This is a genomic window from Shewanella sp. ZOR0012 (assembly GCF_000798835.1).
Lineage (GTDB): Bacteria > Pseudomonadota > Gammaproteobacteria > Enterobacterales > Shewanellaceae > Shewanella > Shewanella xiamenensis.
In genome coordinates this window covers 2,003,390-2,019,792 of sequence record NZ_JTLE01000094.1, presented here as the reverse complement: position 1 = coordinate 2,019,792, position 16,403 = coordinate 2,003,390, and the positions used below count along the sequence as shown (strand labels likewise).

The 16,403-nt window shown below is 47.8% G+C and carries 13 protein-coding genes and 1 tRNA gene; 2 read left to right on the top strand and 12 right to left on the bottom strand.

Features of this window, described 5'->3' with window-relative positions; all coding sequences use genetic code 11:
• The first annotated feature begins 1 nt into the window (after window position 1).
• Window positions 2–78: transfer RNA gene (locus tag L976_RS10450), tRNA-Val, on the top strand.
• Window positions 79–1,172: 1,094 nt separating this feature from the next.
• Here the strand turns inward: L976_RS10450 and L976_RS10445 are convergent.
• From L976_RS10445 to L976_RS10420, 6 genes are all read right to left on the bottom strand, one after another.
• Window positions 1,173–2,183 carry an aldo/keto reductase gene (locus tag L976_RS10445; RefSeq protein ID WP_047536560.1) on the bottom strand — a complete coding sequence of 337 codons (1,011 nt, stop codon included), beginning with the start codon at window positions 2,181–2,183 and terminating at the stop codon, window positions 1,173–1,175.
• A gap of 55 nt (window positions 2,184–2,238) precedes the next feature.
• Window positions 2,239–3,246: an NADP-dependent oxidoreductase gene (locus L976_RS10440; RefSeq protein ID WP_047536558.1), complete on the bottom strand. Its 1,008-nt coding sequence runs from the start codon at window positions 3,244–3,246 to the stop codon at window positions 2,239–2,241.
• A 21-nt stretch (window positions 3,247–3,267) separates the two neighbouring features.
• Window positions 3,268–3,654, bottom strand: a complete 387-nt coding sequence (locus tag L976_RS10435) for a hypothetical protein (RefSeq protein WP_047536556.1) — start codon at window positions 3,652–3,654, stop codon at window positions 3,268–3,270.
• A 5-nt stretch (window positions 3,655–3,659) separates the two neighbouring features.
• Window positions 3,660–4,478, bottom strand: coding sequence for an oxidoreductase (locus tag L976_RS10430; RefSeq protein WP_047536554.1), 819 nt, complete (start codon window positions 4,476–4,478; stop codon window positions 3,660–3,662).
• Between the two features lie 72 nt (window positions 4,479–4,550).
• Window positions 4,551–5,333, bottom strand: coding sequence for an SDR family NAD(P)-dependent oxidoreductase (locus tag L976_RS10425; RefSeq protein WP_047536552.1), 783 nt, complete (start codon window positions 5,331–5,333; stop codon window positions 4,551–4,553).
• A gap of 69 nt (window positions 5,334–5,402) precedes the next feature.
• The gene (locus tag L976_RS10420; protein ID WP_047536550.1) at window positions 5,403–6,494 is read right to left on the bottom strand and encodes an alkene reductase; all 1,092 of its coding nucleotides are present in this window, start codon (window positions 6,492–6,494) and stop codon (window positions 5,403–5,405) included.
• A 132-nt stretch (window positions 6,495–6,626) separates the two neighbouring features.
• Here L976_RS10420 and L976_RS10415 point away from each other — a divergent pair, with 132 nt between their 5' ends.
• Window positions 6,627–7,184 carry a TetR/AcrR family transcriptional regulator gene (locus L976_RS10415; RefSeq protein WP_047536548.1) on the top strand — a complete coding sequence of 186 codons (558 nt, stop codon included), beginning with the start codon at window positions 6,627–6,629 and terminating at the stop codon, window positions 7,182–7,184.
• A gap of 83 nt (window positions 7,185–7,267) precedes the next feature.
• On the opposite strand, the gene L976_RS10410 is transcribed toward L976_RS10415, so the two are convergent.
• The 6 genes from L976_RS10410 to L976_RS10385 form a co-directional block, all read right to left on the bottom strand.
• Window positions 7,268–8,368, bottom strand: coding sequence for an alkene reductase (locus L976_RS10410; RefSeq protein WP_047536546.1), 1,101 nt, complete (start codon window positions 8,366–8,368; stop codon window positions 7,268–7,270).
• 939 nt (window positions 8,369–9,307) lie between these two features.
• The gene (gene fabF, locus L976_RS10405; protein ID WP_047536545.1) at window positions 9,308–10,597 is read right to left on the bottom strand and encodes a beta-ketoacyl-ACP synthase II; all 1,290 of its coding nucleotides are present in this window, start codon (window positions 10,595–10,597) and stop codon (window positions 9,308–9,310) included.
• On the bottom strand, window positions 10,597–11,406 hold the full coding sequence (locus tag L976_RS10400) for an oxidoreductase (protein WP_047536543.1): 810 nt from the start codon (window positions 11,404–11,406) through the stop codon (window positions 10,597–10,599). The genes fabF and L976_RS10400 overlap by 1 nt, the downstream gene beginning before the upstream one ends.
• Window positions 11,407–11,447: 41 nt before the next feature.
• Window positions 11,448–14,513 carry an efflux RND transporter permease subunit gene (locus L976_RS10395; protein WP_047536541.1) on the bottom strand — a complete coding sequence of 1,022 codons (3,066 nt, stop codon included), beginning with the start codon at window positions 14,511–14,513 and terminating at the stop codon, window positions 11,448–11,450.
• Window positions 14,510–15,514, bottom strand: coding sequence for an efflux RND transporter periplasmic adaptor subunit (locus L976_RS10390; RefSeq protein ID WP_197062274.1), 1,005 nt, complete (start codon window positions 15,512–15,514; stop codon window positions 14,510–14,512). The genes L976_RS10395 and L976_RS10390 overlap by 4 nt, the downstream gene beginning before the upstream one ends.
• 183 nt (window positions 15,515–15,697) lie before the next feature.
• Window positions 15,698–16,315: a TetR/AcrR family transcriptional regulator gene (locus L976_RS10385; protein WP_047540370.1), complete on the bottom strand. Its 618-nt coding sequence runs from the start codon at window positions 16,313–16,315 to the stop codon at window positions 15,698–15,700.
• Window positions 16,316–16,403 lie beyond the last annotated feature (88 nt).

Here is a 16,403-nt window from a genome sequence, read left to right as displayed (position 1 = left end):
TGCACCCGTAGCTCAGTTGGTTAGAGCACTACCTTGACATGGTAGGGGTCGGTGGTTCGAGTCCACTCGGGTGTACCATTTCTTGCTTTAACTCCCTGTAAAATCCCAATTTAACCTGTCCATCCATCAAGATGCTTAATTTTTACTTGTGCCTAAGATAAAATCTTCGTGTCTGTTCTTGGTTTTTCCAAAAATATTCAAACATACCCCACCCTTCGGCTCTGCCTGATTTTGCCTCTATTGCTTAATCCACATTTACCGGAATTTCCCTCAAATTCGCCGTTTTTCTAAATTTGTGCCCATTTCGTGCCAAACCTATTGGCACAACATGCTTCTGACGATTTTTTTGTTGACCACCACCCTAGTTGGCACACAACAGCAGCTTAAAATTCAAATCGGCTTGAAACTATCAAAGTAATGAACAGCCAAGTGAGAAGATTTTATTTGACTAACGAGTTATCGAGGAAATCGCATTAATAATTGAATGATTAGCCATACAGCTTGTTAGCCCATGTATTATTTATCAATAGTTGTAATCCACTTGCTCACCTTTGCTCAACATAAATGCCATTTTAATCAATGTTATTAGCACGTTTGTGGACATTTCCTTGCTAACGTTTTTGCTCTAATCTCAATTTTTCGGATTATTAGAAGTATGGCAACCGGCTTTTAGTTCTAAAGAAACGGGTGATAAAATCATCAGAGCTAACTGGCTTCTGCGACGACACTAATTTTCTGAGTACACTTCCGAGCTTCAGTTATAAATTCTGGTGTACGAATTGGGGAGGTTAGATCAGGGTTTCTTTGTTAACACACTTCACTTGAATAAGCAGGTTTACTCACTTTACGAGAAGTCTAAAAGTATCGAATCAACTAAGCGATAGCCATAACATTAGAACTGCTCTTTGCTGACGTACTTATGATTGAGGTTCTAGTATTGTATAAGACGTTGGACGTTTCTAGGCCAACATTGAACATCTTTAAAATATTGTATTTATGACCTCGCCACAATCTTGTCGGTATAACTTAAAGGAGCTGGGGACACAAAGCCCCTTTATTTGTCACCTTAATTTGGCATTCATTCAGCTACCATTGCCAACAGCTCTGATATTTGGATGAGGGGCGAACCCATAATTTGGTATCAAAGAACCAAGCGTCGCGATCTTAATATATCACTTACAAGCAACCATACGAGTTAAATCCTCTTCCCAAGGAGTTGGTGACCGAACTGATGGCAATGAAGCTATATTACTCACCTTATCGAGACGAGCGAGTTGCTCGCTCGATAAGTTTACTAACAGCGCGCTTAGGTTATCAGTCAGTTGGGCTAGCGAACGGGGTCCGATAATCGGCATTGTGTCATGCGAACCTGCCCAGGCTATTGCGACTTGGCTAGGGCTTATATTCAGTTCATCAGCAATCGCTATAACAGTGTCCAGAATGTCTGAGCGCTGCTGGGAATTCTCAGCTTGGAAAACTCGTCCTCCAAACCCTTCTGCACGGCCTTTGGCTCCTTGTCGGTACTTACCAGTGAGCATGCCGCCGCCAAGAGGTGACCAGGTTGTTACCCCAAGGCCAAATGCCAATGAGGCCGGTAATAGATCGGTTTCGGGTTCGCGTCTAACTAGGCTGTGTTCGAATTGGGCCGCCGCGATAGGGACTGTATGGAGCAGCTCGGCCATAGTCACGGCGCGAGACAAACGCCAAGCGGAAAAATTTGATAGACCAGCATAAAGAATTTTGCCTGCGCGTACTAAGTCTTCAAATCCGCGGATAATCTCTTCGGTCGGAGTGATTTCATCGGGGTGATGTGCCCAGTAAATATCAATCCTGTCGGTTTTTAGACGTTTAAGACTCGCTTCTACGGAGGCAATCATGGCTTTGCGGCTATTACCTGTGACCAGCCGATTAGCATTAGGGACTGAGCCGCTAGTGAACTTAGTTGCGAGTACGAAGTTTTCACGTCGTCCTTGCAGAAGTTTACCGAGTAACTCCTCGGATTGGCCAAATTGATACACATCTGCGGTATCAATGAAGTTTCCACCAGCTTCATCGTAGGCGTTAAAGATTGATGCTGCTGTATCTGGATCGGCCCCATAGCCCCAACCAGTGCCAAAATTTCCTGTGCCCAGTGCGACCAGAGAAACACGCAGGCCCGTTTTTCCAAAAGGGATATATTTCATATTGCTCTCCGTAAATGCAGCTTATGCGATGCTTATAAAGGAATACTGCTGTGCTTTAATCATGTATTTTGACAACGACTTTTCCTTTGGCATGCCCTTCGGCGAGGTAAGCCAGCGCTTGTTTTGCGTGTTCGAATGGAAAGACTTTGTCGATAACTGGTTTGATAGTTTCTGCTTCAAGGAGTTTGCTGATTTCGCTCAGTTGGCTGCCATCGGGGCGAACAAAGAGAAAAGAGTAATCAACGCCTTTCTTTTTCGAGAGGCGGTTGATTTTCAGGCTCATCAAACCAAATACAAAGGCTAATATCCCATTCAGTTTGCGTGCCCGCGCAAAAGCCGCGTCTAGAGGGCCAACAAGAGAGATAATTTTGCTTCCTGGTTTAAGGATGTTGATGGATTTCTCTATGGTGTCGCCTCTTGTGGTTCCTAATACGGCATCATAGTTGTGTAGCACTGCTTCAAACGCTTGTTTTTTATAGTCCACTATCGTATCTGCACCAAGACTTCGAACTAACTCAACATTATGGGTACTTGTGGTGGTTGCCACCGTTGCGCCAAGGTGTTTTGCTAGCTGAATCGCAAACGTCCCTATTCCACCTGAGCCCGCGGGGATAAACACTTTCTGACCTGCTTTGAGATTGGCGCGTTCTTTTAGCGCTTGCCAAGCGGTTAGGCCGACCATTGGGATTGAGGCCGCTTGCACGAAATCAAGATTAGCCGGTTTCAGCGCAGCCGCACTTTCTGGCACCACAGCAAATTCAGCAAGCGAGCCAATGCCTAGATCAAAGATGCTGGCAAAAATAGCATCGCCAGGCTTGAAGCGTGTGACTTGGCTGCCAACTTCAGTGACTATTCCCGCTAAGTCGCTACCGAGCGTTGCTGGCAACTTAAAATGCAGAATAGGTTTAAAGGTCCCCGTTGGGATCATATTGTCGATAGGATTTAAGCCTGCCGCGTAGACCTTTACGAGCATTTCATTGGGTTTGATTGTCGGTTTAGGGACATCACTAAACTCAATAACGGGTGATGATTTATGGTATTTCTTGAGGATAAGCGCTTTCATTGGTGTGTTCTCAACTTATTGCTAACGTGATGTTTTTTTTATCAATGTTCGCCAAACATACAAAAAAGCCAATCCTAAAATCGCTTCTATCAACGCCGCTATCAGGATTTTGTTATTAGCATGACCGACGGAAAACTCATAAACAGCGAGTAATATCAGTATGGTACAAGTTGTTATTATTCCTTTGATGAGCGCCATCCGAGTCGCTGAATGCTCAGTATTTCTAGCCACGAAAAACATGATGGCGAACCCTAGATAAAATGCCGAACCACGGCGACTAACAACACCTGTGCTATCGCTATATTGCACTCCCCATTGCGTTAACATTTGCTCAGGGCATAACATCCAGCCGAGGGCTAAAACGAGAAACAACAAGGAAGTGAGTATCGCCACATGTCGAAAGGTCACTGGTGTTATCCTTTCTCATCAATACGTAAGCTTTTACGTATGCCTTTATCCAATACTGATGCTGGGGCAAATCTGCGTAAAAATTTAAGCTGGCTGGCTGCTTTACCTGCGGTATAACGTAATTGAGGCTTAGTTGCCTGAGCCGCCTTTAGCACCACCTCCGCGACGACTTCAGGCGTGTCGCCACCTTCCATCGCCTCTTCTACAACTTTAGTCAGCTTAGCGCGGATCTTGTCGTATTCTGGAAGCATAGAATCGGGTTGGACATTGTTTGCTTCAAATTTGGTTTTGGTAAACGCCGGTTCGATTAATGACACCCTAATGCCGCGCGTACGCAATTCATGATCTAAAGCTTCAGAGTAGCCCTCAACAGCATGCTTGCTGGCGGCATAAAGCGCCACATAAGGCATAGGCACAACACCTATAATTGAACTGATGTTAATGATCCGGCCAGCTCCTTGACGTCGCATATGGGGCACGACGGCACGCGTCATACGGACAATACCGAAGAAGTTTGTGTCAAGAATACTCTTTGCTTGTTCTATTGAACTTTCTTCTGCACCTGCGGGGGCAACGCCAAAACCCGCATTATTAACTAAAAGGTCAATGCGTCCCTCAAGTCGAATGAGTTCAGCAACGGCGGCTTCGACAGATTCATCATTAGTCACATCAAGCGCCAGCATTGGAAAGCGAGCGCCACTCGAGGTTGCCCCACGTCGGCTGGTGCCGTAAACGCGGTAGCCAGCTGCTGCAAGTTTGATGGCCGTGGCTTCGCCAATGCCGGATGAGGCGCCCGTCACCAGTGCCACAAGTTTATTAGTCATTTTTTAAATCCTTAAACAAGGTTTTGATTGTCAATGCCTTAGCAAGGCACTGAATTAAGGTTAGAACGTTATTTAGGCTGTCTTATAACGCGCAGCTGCATGCGACATCTCGATGTCTGAAAGCAATCCTTGTCGCGCCTTTTCTAAATCATCCCAACGTGTCTCTTTATGCAGTGGTGGAATGGTGACCAGTTCTTTGCGATCGAAACCAACCAGTGCCGCATCGACGAGTTCATTGACTTCCATCATAGGTGAGGAGTTGCTGATATCGATTCCCGCGCGTTCCCAGATTTCGGTATAAGTGCCTGCTGGCAGAAGCGCTTGAACGTAAATACCTTTAGGTGACAATTCTTGGTGCATGCCTTGCGATAAGAACAAGACGAACGCCTTGCTAGCACCGTAGACAGACATTTGGTATTCAGGCGCTAAGGCAACAACCGAAGACACATTGACGATAGCGCCTTTGCCTTGTTGGACTAAACGTGGCGTTACCGCATTGGCAAGTCTGGTGAGTGCTGTGATGTTAAGTGCGATCAGTTTTTCGATTGAATCTGATGTTTGTTCAACAAAGCTACCTGATTGCGCGATACCCGCGTTGTTAATCAGAGTGTCGATACGCGCATCGTCTTGCAGACGTTTTTCAACGACAGCAAGGTCGCTAGATTTGGTTAGATCTGCTGGCAGCACATCGACATTTACGCGATACTCTTGGCGCAAGCGAGTTGCCAGAGTCTCAAGTTTTGCGCCATCACGGGCAACGATGACGAGATCGTGACCACGACGCGCAAAGCGATCAGCATAGATAGCACCAATACCAGTAGAAGCGCCTGTGATAAGGACGGTAGAAGTTGTCATTATGTTTTACTCTCTAAATAATTCTTTAAAAGGTCGCGAATTACCTTATGTATTTCGCGAGTTAATGTTTTAGGCGTTAGCATCGGCCAGTGTTGGATAATCGGTATAACCTTTAGCACCGCCGCCATAGAGTGTTGTGCCATCAAGCGCGTTTAACGCGGCGCCTGTTTTTAATCTTTCAACGAGATCAGGGTTTGAAATGAATGGGCGGCCAAGGGCAAACAAATCTGCTTTGCCTTCTGCTAAGTGAGCTGAAGCCAGTTCGGTGTTATAGCCATTGTTGGCCATATAGGTATTTTTGAAGCGTTGGCGCAGTGAGCCGTAATCAAAGGGGGCAATATCACGCGGACCGCCGGTTGCACCTTCGACAACATGTAGATACACAATGCCGAGATTATTCAACTCATCCGCTACATAGTCGTATTGTTCCTGTGGATTGCTGATGGAGATGGCATTAGCCGGTGAAACAGGAGAAATACGCACACCCGTACGCTCAGCACCAATTTCTTTACTTACTGCAGCCGTGACTTCCAACAGCAGGCGAGCACGGTTTTCGACAGACCCACCATAGGCATCGGTGCGCTGATTAGCCCCATCTTTTAGGAATTGCTCCAACAGATAGCCATTTGCGCCGTGAACTTCCACGCCATCAAAGCCCGCTTTTATTGCATTGGCAGCCGCTTGGCGGAAATCTTCGATAATGCCAGGGATTTCATCGAGTGCTAATGCGCGAGGTTCAGAAGTATCTGCAAAACCATTATTCACAAATACTTTGGTTTCAGCTCGGATCGCTGACGGCGCAACTGGCGCAGCACCATTGGGTTGCAAGTCAACGTGGGAGATACGTCCGACGTGCCAGAGTTGGACAAAGATTTTCCCCCCTTTGGCATGTACTGCATCGGTGACTTTACGCCAGCCATCGATCTGCGCCTGAATGTAGAGACCTGGAGTGTCTTGATAACCTTGCGCTTGCGGGGATATCTGAGTGGCTTCAGTAATGATCAGGCCCGCCGATGCGCGCTGTGCATAGTAAGTGGCAGCAAATTCACTCGGCACTAAGCCTGCACCCGCACGGTTACGAGTTAGTGGTGCCATCACAAAACGATTAGCAAGGGTAAGCGAGCCAAGTTTGTAGGGTTGGAATAGAGCTTTATCTGTCATTTTTGCGTTTTCCGTTTTATCACTGGAGAATGAGCTTAATGATGATGATCGCAATCTAAAAAGTCAACGCTTTGATTATGACCATCATCAAAGTATACTAAGCCATGATTTTTACGAGGAGACGTAATCAATATGAAAGTGACAAAGGCACAAGCCCAAGAAAACCGTGAGCGAATCGTTAGAACAGCTTCGGTATTGTTTCGTGAGCGTGGTTATGATGGTGTTGGCATCGCTGAGTTAATGTCTACAGCGGGATTTACTCATGGAGGGTTTTATAAGCATTTTCAGTCTAAAGCTGACTTGATGGCAGAAGCTGCTGCCTACAGCTTTGCACAATCAAATTCACAAATGTCTGATTTTGACATTGTCTCTTTCGTGCAAAAATACCTCTCTAGGGAACATCGTGATGCACCAGGTAACGGCTGTACCATGGCAGCACTTTGTGCTGATGCAGGACGCCATTCTGAGCCACTCAAAGAAACATTTTTGACTGGAATTGAGAATCAACTAACCAGTTTGTCTAATGGGTCTGAGTCTACAACGGAAGAACGAAAGGCAAAAATTAATGCCATTGCTCATGCCGTTGGGGCTCTTGTTCTATCACGGTCTTGTCCTGATGATTCACTTCTTGCTGACGAAATACTTGATGTGTGCCGTGAAGAAATAATTACAAATCTTGAAGCTAAGTAAAAAAAGAAGCCTTTAACAATACTATCTAATTACTCAGATAGAGCGAAGCTGCTATCCGAGTAATGGAAAGCGTCTTCTTTTAATTACTCAAGTGCTGGGTAATCGGTATAGCCCTCTTTGTCACCACCATAAAATGTTGCTCGGTTGTATGAGTTAAGAGGTGCTCCTTTTTTCACTCTCAGAGGAAGGTCAGGGTTAGCAATAAAATATCGTCCAAAAGCAACAGCATCCACGTGCCCATTCTCAACAGCGGCAGAGGCTGTATCTGGCTTATAGTTTCCAGCTGCAATTAAAATATTAGGCCAGATGGGGCGAAATAATTCGGAGGATAAAGGTACATTTTGATGATTTACCTCTTCTTGACCTGCTCCGCTAGCGCGGGGTTCAATCAGATGAAGATAAGCCAGATTCAATGCTGCTAATTTTTTTATTAAAAAGCTATAAAGCGTCATCGGATCCTCTTCATTGCTACCGTTCGCTACTCCAAAAGGAGAGAGGCGTATTCCAACTTTATCAGCGCCGAAAACCTGGCTTACAGCAGTTGCAACTTCAATTACAATTCGACAGCGATTTTCAATTGAACCGCCGTAGTAATCTGTCCGTTGGTTGGTGCTAGAGTGTAAAAACTGTTCAAGTAAATAACCATTGGCGGCGTGAATTTCAACTCCATCAAACCCAGCCTGTTTAGCATTCCTCGCTGCTTGGGCATATTCTTCTATAACTAATGGTATCTCTTTTGTATCTAATGCTCTGGGCCGCTCGAATTCTGTTCGATCAAATGACGCTGTAAACGCTTTTCCGGGGGCGGCAATAGATGATGGAGCAACGGGTAGATTGCCGTTCAGTATAGATGAATGAGAGATCCGCCCCACATGCCAGAGTTGCAAAAATATAACCCCTTCTTTTTTGTGAACCGCATCAGTAACGTTCTTCCATCCATCTATCTGCGCTTGGCTATGTATTCCTGGGGTAGCAGGCATACCTTGAGCCATTGGTGATATCTGAGCTCCTTCTGAAATAATTAACCCCCCTTTAGATGCACGCTGTTGATAATATTCAACATTGATTAATTGCGGAATATTATCGGGTTGTGCCGCACGCATACGTGTTAACGGGGCCATTACAATTCTATGTGCTAATGTTTGGCTGCCAATTTTTAACGGTGAGAAGAGTGTTCTGATCATTTTTCAGTTTTCAGTTTTCAGTTTTCAGTTTTCAGTTTTCAGTTTTCAGTTTTCCAATAATTAGTTACCGTGGTAGTTCCTGTTGTCATCAAAACATTCAATAAAAATATCAAATATGGCATGTAATACCATAACGCGTTCCATACCAAGTTTTTCACTAAGTGCAGTATGTGGTTATTTATCTTCGATAATTATCTGTCATTTTATGTTTTCTATTTGATGACTGGAAAAACACGTAATGATGACGATTGAAATCTAAAAAAGCAACGCTTTGATTATAATCATCATCAAAAATGCTGAGCTATGATTTTTTGAGCTGGGGTAATTGATATGAAAGTGACAAAACTACAAGCCCAAGAAAATCGTGAGCGCATTATTAAAACCGCTTCTATGTTGTTTCATGAGCGTAGTTGCAACTGTGTGGCATCGCATAGTTAATGGCGGAGTAATCCTCTCCCCTTCAATTAAAAGCAAGGAACATTGAATATTATCAAGGATACGTCTTTGGTAAACCGTTACCGATAGATGAATTCTTAAGCACTTTAGTTGAGAAAAAATCACCACTGTTTCAGTAGTCACGTTGTCACATGACTAAAATTTGGGCTACTGGCTATTACCATTCACAGCTTCAACTGTCATGCTTAACAAGGAATGGGGGCACTAGCGTGTTACTCGTGCCCATCAGCCCACTCTTGGGACATAAACGATTTTTAGTTTTCCTTCGAACATAATAAGTGACATTACTTTTTGTAGCCCTTATCCAATTCCAAGCACGCCAATTCTCAAGTTTGAAGTATATCAATATGTAAAAGGAAAGGATTAACCTTTCCTCTCACTTTGTCATGACATCCGCTGGCGAGCACTCCAACATATTCGCAATCAGTTTAATGGCTACTTCTGAATGTTCGGGTAGGTATTTCCGGTGTCAAAGTTAACGTCTTAACGCGACTCTTGGTCCCAACGCCGAAACACCACGCTGGCGTTGACGCCCCCAAAACCAAATCCATTTGATAATGCGTGCTGAATGTTTACATCCTTTTTAGTTTTAACTAGATTCAGACCCAGAGCGAGCTCATCTGGATGATTAAGATTCAACGTTGGAGGTACAACTTGGTCTCTGATTGCCAGCAGAGTGAAAATAGCTTCTATTCCGCCTGCGGCGCCAAGTAAGTGGCCTGTGCTGGATTTTGTTGACGTGATAGCCACATCCGAACCTTCACCAAATACAGTTCGGATAGCTGCAAGTTCACTCTTATCTCCAACTTGAGTTGAGGTAGCATGCGCATTGATATGCTGCACCTCACTTGGGGCTATCCCCGCTTGCATCAAAGCTTGTTGCATAGCTCGCTGGGCACCATTACCGTCCTCTGGGCCAGCAGTTAGGTGGTAAGCATCTGCGCTAGTTCCATATCCAACAATTTCAGCGATAGGCTGAGCACCTCTCGCCTTCGCATGCTCCAACGATTCAATAACCAATACCCCCGCACCTTCGGCCATCACAAAACCATCACGGTCTCGGTCAAACGGACGAGAAGCCTCTTGAGGACTATCGTTAAACCCAGTTGATAAAGCGCGAGCAGCAGCAAAACATCCAAGCGTAACTCGATCGATAGCGGCCTCTGTTCCCCCGCATATCGCAATATCTGCCTCTCCGCTCCGAATAAGCCTAGCTGCATCACCGATAGCCTGAACGCCGGCCGCACACGCTGTTACCGGAGCGCCCAGAGGCCCTTTGAATCCATGCCTGATGGATATCTGACCCGCCGCCATATTGGCAAGAAAGGAAGGTGCCGTAAACGGCGATAGGCGACGAGGGCCTCGGGAATCTGTGGTACGAATCGCCTCAGCAATCGCGCCGAATCCTCCAACCCCCGACGCAATAATCGTAGCCGTTCGTTCTTGATCCTTTACCGCGACTGGATGCCAGTTTGCTTGTGTTAGCGCTTCATCTGCTGCAACCAGAGCAAACTCAATGAAGCGGTCCATCTTTTTACGTTCTTTAACCGGAATAACACGATCGGGGTCATAACCTGCTAGAGGGTCTTCTTCCAATGTAGGGACTAAGCCACCCACTGTCGTTCCTGTTCCATCAGCCACGTCTTTCGGTAGATGTCGAATTCCTGATTGTCCTGCTAGCAATCGTTGCCAGACCCTATCGGCACCAACACCTAAGGGGCTTACAACACCCACACCGGAGACAACAATTCGCACTTCGTTGGTTCTATTCATTATTTCATCCCGAATGTTTTTCTGATCCCTTTTTCTACCGGAGTGGCTGGCATAAAACGGCGCAACTTCCTCAGCAATGAAGCTTCACCTTTTGGTGTATGGCGCATTTTCCAAGCACCGAGCGCAGCATTGATGACTGTTGCGGCAACATCATCCGGGCGTGGTGCTTTATGCACGTTCTGTTGTATCGCCTGAGAGACAATGTCACGGGTTGAGTTGTATGCCGAAATAGGGGATGCAACAACCGGGGCATTAATATCAAGGTTGGTTTTGGTAAATGAAGGCTCTACAAGTGCTACACGAATACCAAATTCTCGAACTTCATGGTCTAGCGTTTCCGACAAGCCCTCAACAGCATGCTTGGACGCCGAATATAGCCCCATGTAAGGCGCAGGAAGGAATCCCAGTACAGAGCTAATATTCACTATGCGGCCAGCATGCTGTAGCCGCATATAAGGTAACACCGCTTGCATCGTGCGGAGCATACCCCAGACATTGGTATCGAACAGTGCTTGACCTTCTGCAATGGAGGATTCCTCCGTTGCACCGAGTAGCGTAACACCCGCGCTGTTAACAAGCACATCAATGTGTTTAGCTTCGGCAATGATGGACGCAATCCCACGTTGAATAGAACCTTCATCCCGAATATCCATTTCGATCAGTGCTACGCCTTGAATCAGCTCAGCTTTTTCGAGATTTCGAACGGTACCAAATACTTTGCACCCTCTTTTAAAGAACATTTCTGCTGTTACGCGTCCTATTCCCGACGAAACGCCCGTCACTACGACAACTTTAGCATTACTTGACATAATAATTTCCTCTCAAAATGCATACGTTAATCACGTAAACCTCAGCTACTTTGGCTAGGTCTGATCTTGAACCAGATAGAATACATAGCTGGAAGAAACACCAGCGTCAGGATTGTCCCAGCCAACGTGCCGCCAATCAGCGTATAGGCCAGCGTTCCCCAGAACACCGAATGGGTAAGCGGGATGAACGCCAGAATTGCCGCCAGCGCCGTCAGCAGCACCGGTCGGGCTCGCTGTACGGTGGCTTCGACGACCGCACGAAATGGGTCCAACCCCTCCTGTCCGTTTTGGTGGATCTGCCCAATCAGTATCAGCGTGTTGCGCATCAGGATCCCTGATAACGCAATCAGGCCAACCAGCGCGTTGATGCCGAACGGTTGCTGGAACAGCAGCAAGGTCGGCACCACACCGATTACCCCCAGCGGACTGGTCAGGAATACCATCACCATCGCCGCAATCGAACGCACCTGCAAAATAATGATGAGCAGCGTAAGGGCAATCATGATCGGGAACAGCGGCAGCATGGCGACAGTCGCCTTAGCGGATTCCTCGATAGCGCCCGCCTGTTCAATCCGGTAGCCTGCCGGAAGATCCTCGATAATCGGCTGCAACTGGGTCATGATGACGGTGGAAACGTCCGGCGGCTGCAGTCCTTCGGCGATGTCACCGCGAACCGTGATAGTCGGCGTGCGGTCACGACGTCGCAGGATCGGATCTTCCATGCGCACATCCACCGAACCCACCTGAGACAACGGAATACGTTGCCCTGCGGAACCGACCAGCGTAAAGTCGGCGATCTTAGCCGGATCAAGACGAATGTCACCGGCAGCTCGGCCGACAACCTGCACTGAACGAATATCTTCGCGCACCGAGGTAATCGGTACTCCACTCAGCAGGAACTGCAGTTGCAAGGACACCGAATTGGTGGTCAGCCCCACCGCCTGGAGTCGATCCTGATTGAGGGTAAAGTGCAACGTTGGAACGCGCGGCCCCCAATCCGTATTGACGGTATGCATCATCGGACTTGCGCGCATGACGGTTTTGATTTCATCGGCGATGGTGCGCAGCTTGTCTGGATCAGGCCCCATAACGCGGTAGGCGACGGGGAACGGTGACGGCGGGCCAAACACTATCTGAGTGACACGCACCTGCGCCTCCGGCGCTAAGCCACCAACTATCGCCTCACGCAACCTGAACTTGAGGGCTTCGCGCTCTTTGTCGTTACCTGCAAGCACTACGATTTTGGCAAACGACGGATCGGGTAATTCAGGCGACATTGCCAAGAAGAAACGCGGCGCACCTTGGCCGATATAGGATGTCACAACGCGCGCTTCTTGCTGCTGCGCCAGCCAAGCTTCAACTTTCGCGGTGGCGGCGCTGGTTTGTTCAATCGAGGTGCCATATGGCATTTGCACTTCCACAAGCACTTCAGGCCGATCAGACGTCGGGAAGAACTGCTTCTTGACTGCCCCCATACCAAGTACAGAGACCACAAACAGCGTGATAACCGCACCAGCGACGATCCATTTGCGGGTAATAACAGCCCCCAGCACTTGCCGAAAACGGTTGTAGTTACGGGTGTTATAAATGGCGTCATGTCCGCCTTCAACCTTCTTGATATCCGGCAGCATTTTCACCCCCAGATAGGGGGTAAACACTACCGCCACCACCCAAGAGGCGATCAGCGCAATACCGACAATCCAGAACATATTGCTGGTGTATTCACCAGCGGTTGAGCGGGCGAACCCGTTCGGCATAAAGCCGATGGCGGTAACCAGTGTGCCAGAGAGCATCGGCGCTGCCGTATGACTCCAGGCGTAGGCAGATGCTTTGATACGGCTATAACCCTCTTCCATTTTCACCACCATCATTTCGATGGCGATGATGGCGTCATCCACTAGCAAGCCCAGCGCAAGGATCAGCGAACCCAGCGTGATGCGGTCGAAATTCTTGCCGCTAGCAGCCATGATGACAAACACCGCCGCCAGCGTCAGCGGCACCGCTGCAGCGACCACAATACCGACGCGCCAGCCCATACTGACAAAACACACCACCATCACCACCAGCAAGGCGACAAAGAATTTGACCATAAATTCGTCGACAGCCGAACTGATATTGACGGCCTGATCAGTCACTTTGCTCAAGGTCATGCCTAGGGGCAGCGCTGCGTTGATTTTGGTGACTTCCGCTTCAAGCGCTTCGCCGAGCTTAAGCCCATTCCAGTCATCACGCATCACGATGCCCAGCAACAACGCTGGTTCACCGTTGCTGCGAACCATGAAGGTCGAGGGGTCTTCATAACCACGCTCGACGGTGGCGACATCGGATAATTTCAGTGTCCTTCCCTGCACCACGATAGGCGTCTGATGGATTTTCTCTAGGTTATCGAATGCGCCGTCGACACGTACGAACACTTGCGGCCCGTTGGTTTCGATGGAGCCTGCCGGAGTTAGTACGTTTTGGTTGTTGAGCGCGGCAAAGATATCTTGCGGTGTGACGCCAAGCGTTGCCAATCGGTCGTGGGAGAACGAGACGAAAATGCGTTCAGGTTGCTCGCCGATAATATTGACTTTCTTCACCCCGGGAACGTGCAACAGTTGCTGGCGTAAGGTTTCCGCATCCCGCACCAGCAGCCGCTGCGGTTCGCCTTTGGCTTTGAGCGCGAAGAGCGCAAACGTCACATCGGCATATTCGTCGTTGATAATGGGGCCGACGACGCCGGCAGGTAAATTTTTGGCTTCATCCCCCATCTTTTTACGTGCCTGATAAAACTCCTCCTGAATCTCCGAAGGCGGCGCACTGTCAAGAAAAGAAAGCATGGTGATAGCCAGACCGGGACGGGTGAAGGTTTCCGCACGATCATACCAACGCAACTCCTGTAGGCGTTTTTCCAGCGGTTCAGCGACCTGATCTTGCATTTCCTGCGCCGTGGCCCCTGGCCAAGCGGTGACGATTGTCATCTGCTTGATGGTAAATGGTGGATCTTCTGCACGCCCGAGCTGGAAAAACGCGAGGATACCGGCGGCAGCGATCAGGAAGATAAGAAACAATGTTACGCTACGTTCGCGCACCGCAAGTGCTGACAGGTTAAAACGATGCTCACTCATGGACGAACTCCCGCGACGGTAGTAGTCGAGGCTGGAACAGAGACGCGCACCAGTTCACCCTCATGTAACAAGTGAGAACCAAGTGCTACTATCAGATCTCCTTGATTGATTTGGCCGGAGACACGCGCAAAATTATCGCTAATGTTTAGAACGGTGACTGGACGCCACGAAACTTTTGTAGGTGTGCCATTGATACTCCAAACGCCAGCTCCTTTACCCGCGTCGAATAAAGCCCCAAGTGGGACATTGAAACTACCTTCTGTTGTCAAAGCATCGTTAGCAATCTTGACGGTTACAGTGGAACCTAAAGGTGCACTGCCAAGCGTTCCTGTCAAAACATATCGCGCTTCAAAGGTACGAGTCATTGGGTCTGCAGCATCTGAAAGCTGTCTGAGCGTTGCAACCGACGTCATATCAGGCCGACCAAAAAGCTGTGCCTGCCCAGAAGAACCCAATGAAGGCCGCAGAGTTTCAGGTAGTTGGATCACTGCTTCACGAGCCCCGGCGTGTGCAACTCGGACAACTATCTGACCAGCACTGACAACTTGCCCAGGCTCAGTAAGCGTTGCAACCACAGTCCCATCAGCATCGGCGACAAGATCCGTATACCGAGTAGCATTGATTGCCACTTCAGCTTGTGCTGCACGAAGTTGAGCAGCTGCCGTATCCGCAGCTGCTTTTACTTGATCGTAAGCTGAGGCAGATATAGCGCCAGTACCACGCAAATCCCGGTATCGAGCCTCATCTTCCGCCGCTTGTTTCGCCTTAGCTTCAGCCGCCACAACCGCCTCTTGTTGGGCATGAGCCGCAAGCTTTAGGTCTACCGGGTCAAGTTGCATCAGTACTTGCCCCCGCTTCACCATTTGCCCGGTATCCACAAGGCGTTTTAGCACCTTACCGGATACCCGAAAACCAAGATCGCTTTCTATACGAGCCGCTACGACACCAGTGAATGAGCGAGATTCAGCACGAGGCGAATCAATCTTAACGGTCCGTACCAATGGCGCTTCGGTACGAGGATCAGTTTTGTTTTCTTCGCCGCAAGCCGTCAAGACCAGCGGTAACGAAGTAATAATTGCTATTGTAAGTATATTGTGACGAGACATACATAAGCCTCCATGAAGAACTGTTCAGGAGTGCAATTATCATTCTAGTGACCAATTTAGTCAATAGTCACATCAATTTTATGGTGCAAGACTACGAAGAACCAAATTTGAGAGCTGGACAGGAGCCTCTTCAATGAAGTCAAAATTATGTTGCAACATGAGGGGATTCATATATGGCCTCATGACAAGATAAATGGCTGTTGTTATTTCATCTAACGGTGTTTTACGCTCAAAATCTCCCGATTGACGCCCTTCTTGAAGGATCCCTTGCAGTAGCGCCTTGATGTTTTGCTCATAGTAAATGGTTGCCTGCCAACGTTCTGCAGCGGCTGAAGCGGCAATTTCATAGAGCTTTTGGTCTTGGGAAAATAACCGAAAGCTTGCCTGAACAATTTCTTTAAACATTCGGCGTAGCTTCTCTGGCGGTTGGTCAACATCCTCTATCGCTTTTCGAACATCGGCCTCAATTTCACCTAAACAGTTTGTGCATATACTTTCCCCAATGGCCTGTTTAGAGGAAAAAAATTTGTATATATATGCCTTTGAAAATCCAATTGATTTAGCCAAATCTGAGACAGTAGTTTTACCGTAACCGTAGCGGCTGAAATGTTCTGTTGCAGCAATAACAATCTGATCCCGCACATCATGATCAACAGGACCTCGATTCAACGCTGGACTGTTGTAATCTTCACTCATAACCTTCTCTCTGACTTCCATACATATCTGAATTCTAACGCGTCACGGCCAGATTGACAACGAGTGACCAAATGGTAACATGGTCACT

What these genes read in the sequence shown, in the direction of transcription:
- L976_RS10440 (WP_047536558.1), bottom strand. Translation starts at nt 3,246, where the DNA reads ATGAAAGCGCTTATCCTCAAGAAATACCATAAATCATCACCCGTTATT.
- L976_RS10410 (WP_047536546.1), bottom strand. Translation starts at nt 8,368, where the DNA reads ATGATCAGAACACTCTTCTCACCGTTAAAAATTGGCAGCCAAACATTA.
- L976_RS10420 (WP_047536550.1), bottom strand. Translation starts at nt 6,494, where the DNA reads ATGACAGATAAAGCTCTATTCCAACCCTACAAACTTGGCTCGCTTACC.
- L976_RS10395 (WP_047536541.1), bottom strand. Translation starts at nt 14,513, where the DNA reads ATGAGTGAGCATCGTTTTAACCTGTCAGCACTTGCGGTGCGCGAACGT.
- L976_RS10415 (WP_047536548.1), top strand. Translation starts at nt 6,627, where the DNA reads ATGAAAGTGACAAAGGCACAAGCCCAAGAAAACCGTGAGCGAATCGTT.
- L976_RS10425 (WP_047536552.1), bottom strand. Translation starts at nt 5,333, where the DNA reads ATGACAACTTCTACCGTCCTTATCACAGGCGCTTCTACTGGTATTGGT.
- L976_RS10430 (WP_047536554.1), bottom strand. Translation starts at nt 4,478, where the DNA reads ATGACTAATAAACTTGTGGCACTGGTGACGGGCGCCTCATCCGGCATT.
- L976_RS10385 (WP_047540370.1), bottom strand. Translation starts at nt 16,315, where the DNA reads ATGAGTGAAGATTACAACAGTCCAGCGTTGAATCGAGGTCCTGTTGAT.
- L976_RS10445 (WP_047536560.1), bottom strand. Translation starts at nt 2,183, where the DNA reads ATGAAATATATCCCTTTTGGAAAAACGGGCCTGCGTGTTTCTCTGGTC.
- fabF (WP_047536545.1), bottom strand. Translation starts at nt 10,597, where the DNA reads ATGAATAGAACCAACGAAGTGCGAATTGTTGTCTCCGGTGTGGGTGTT.
- L976_RS10400 (WP_047536543.1), bottom strand. Translation starts at nt 11,406, where the DNA reads ATGTCAAGTAATGCTAAAGTTGTCGTAGTGACGGGCGTTTCGTCGGGA.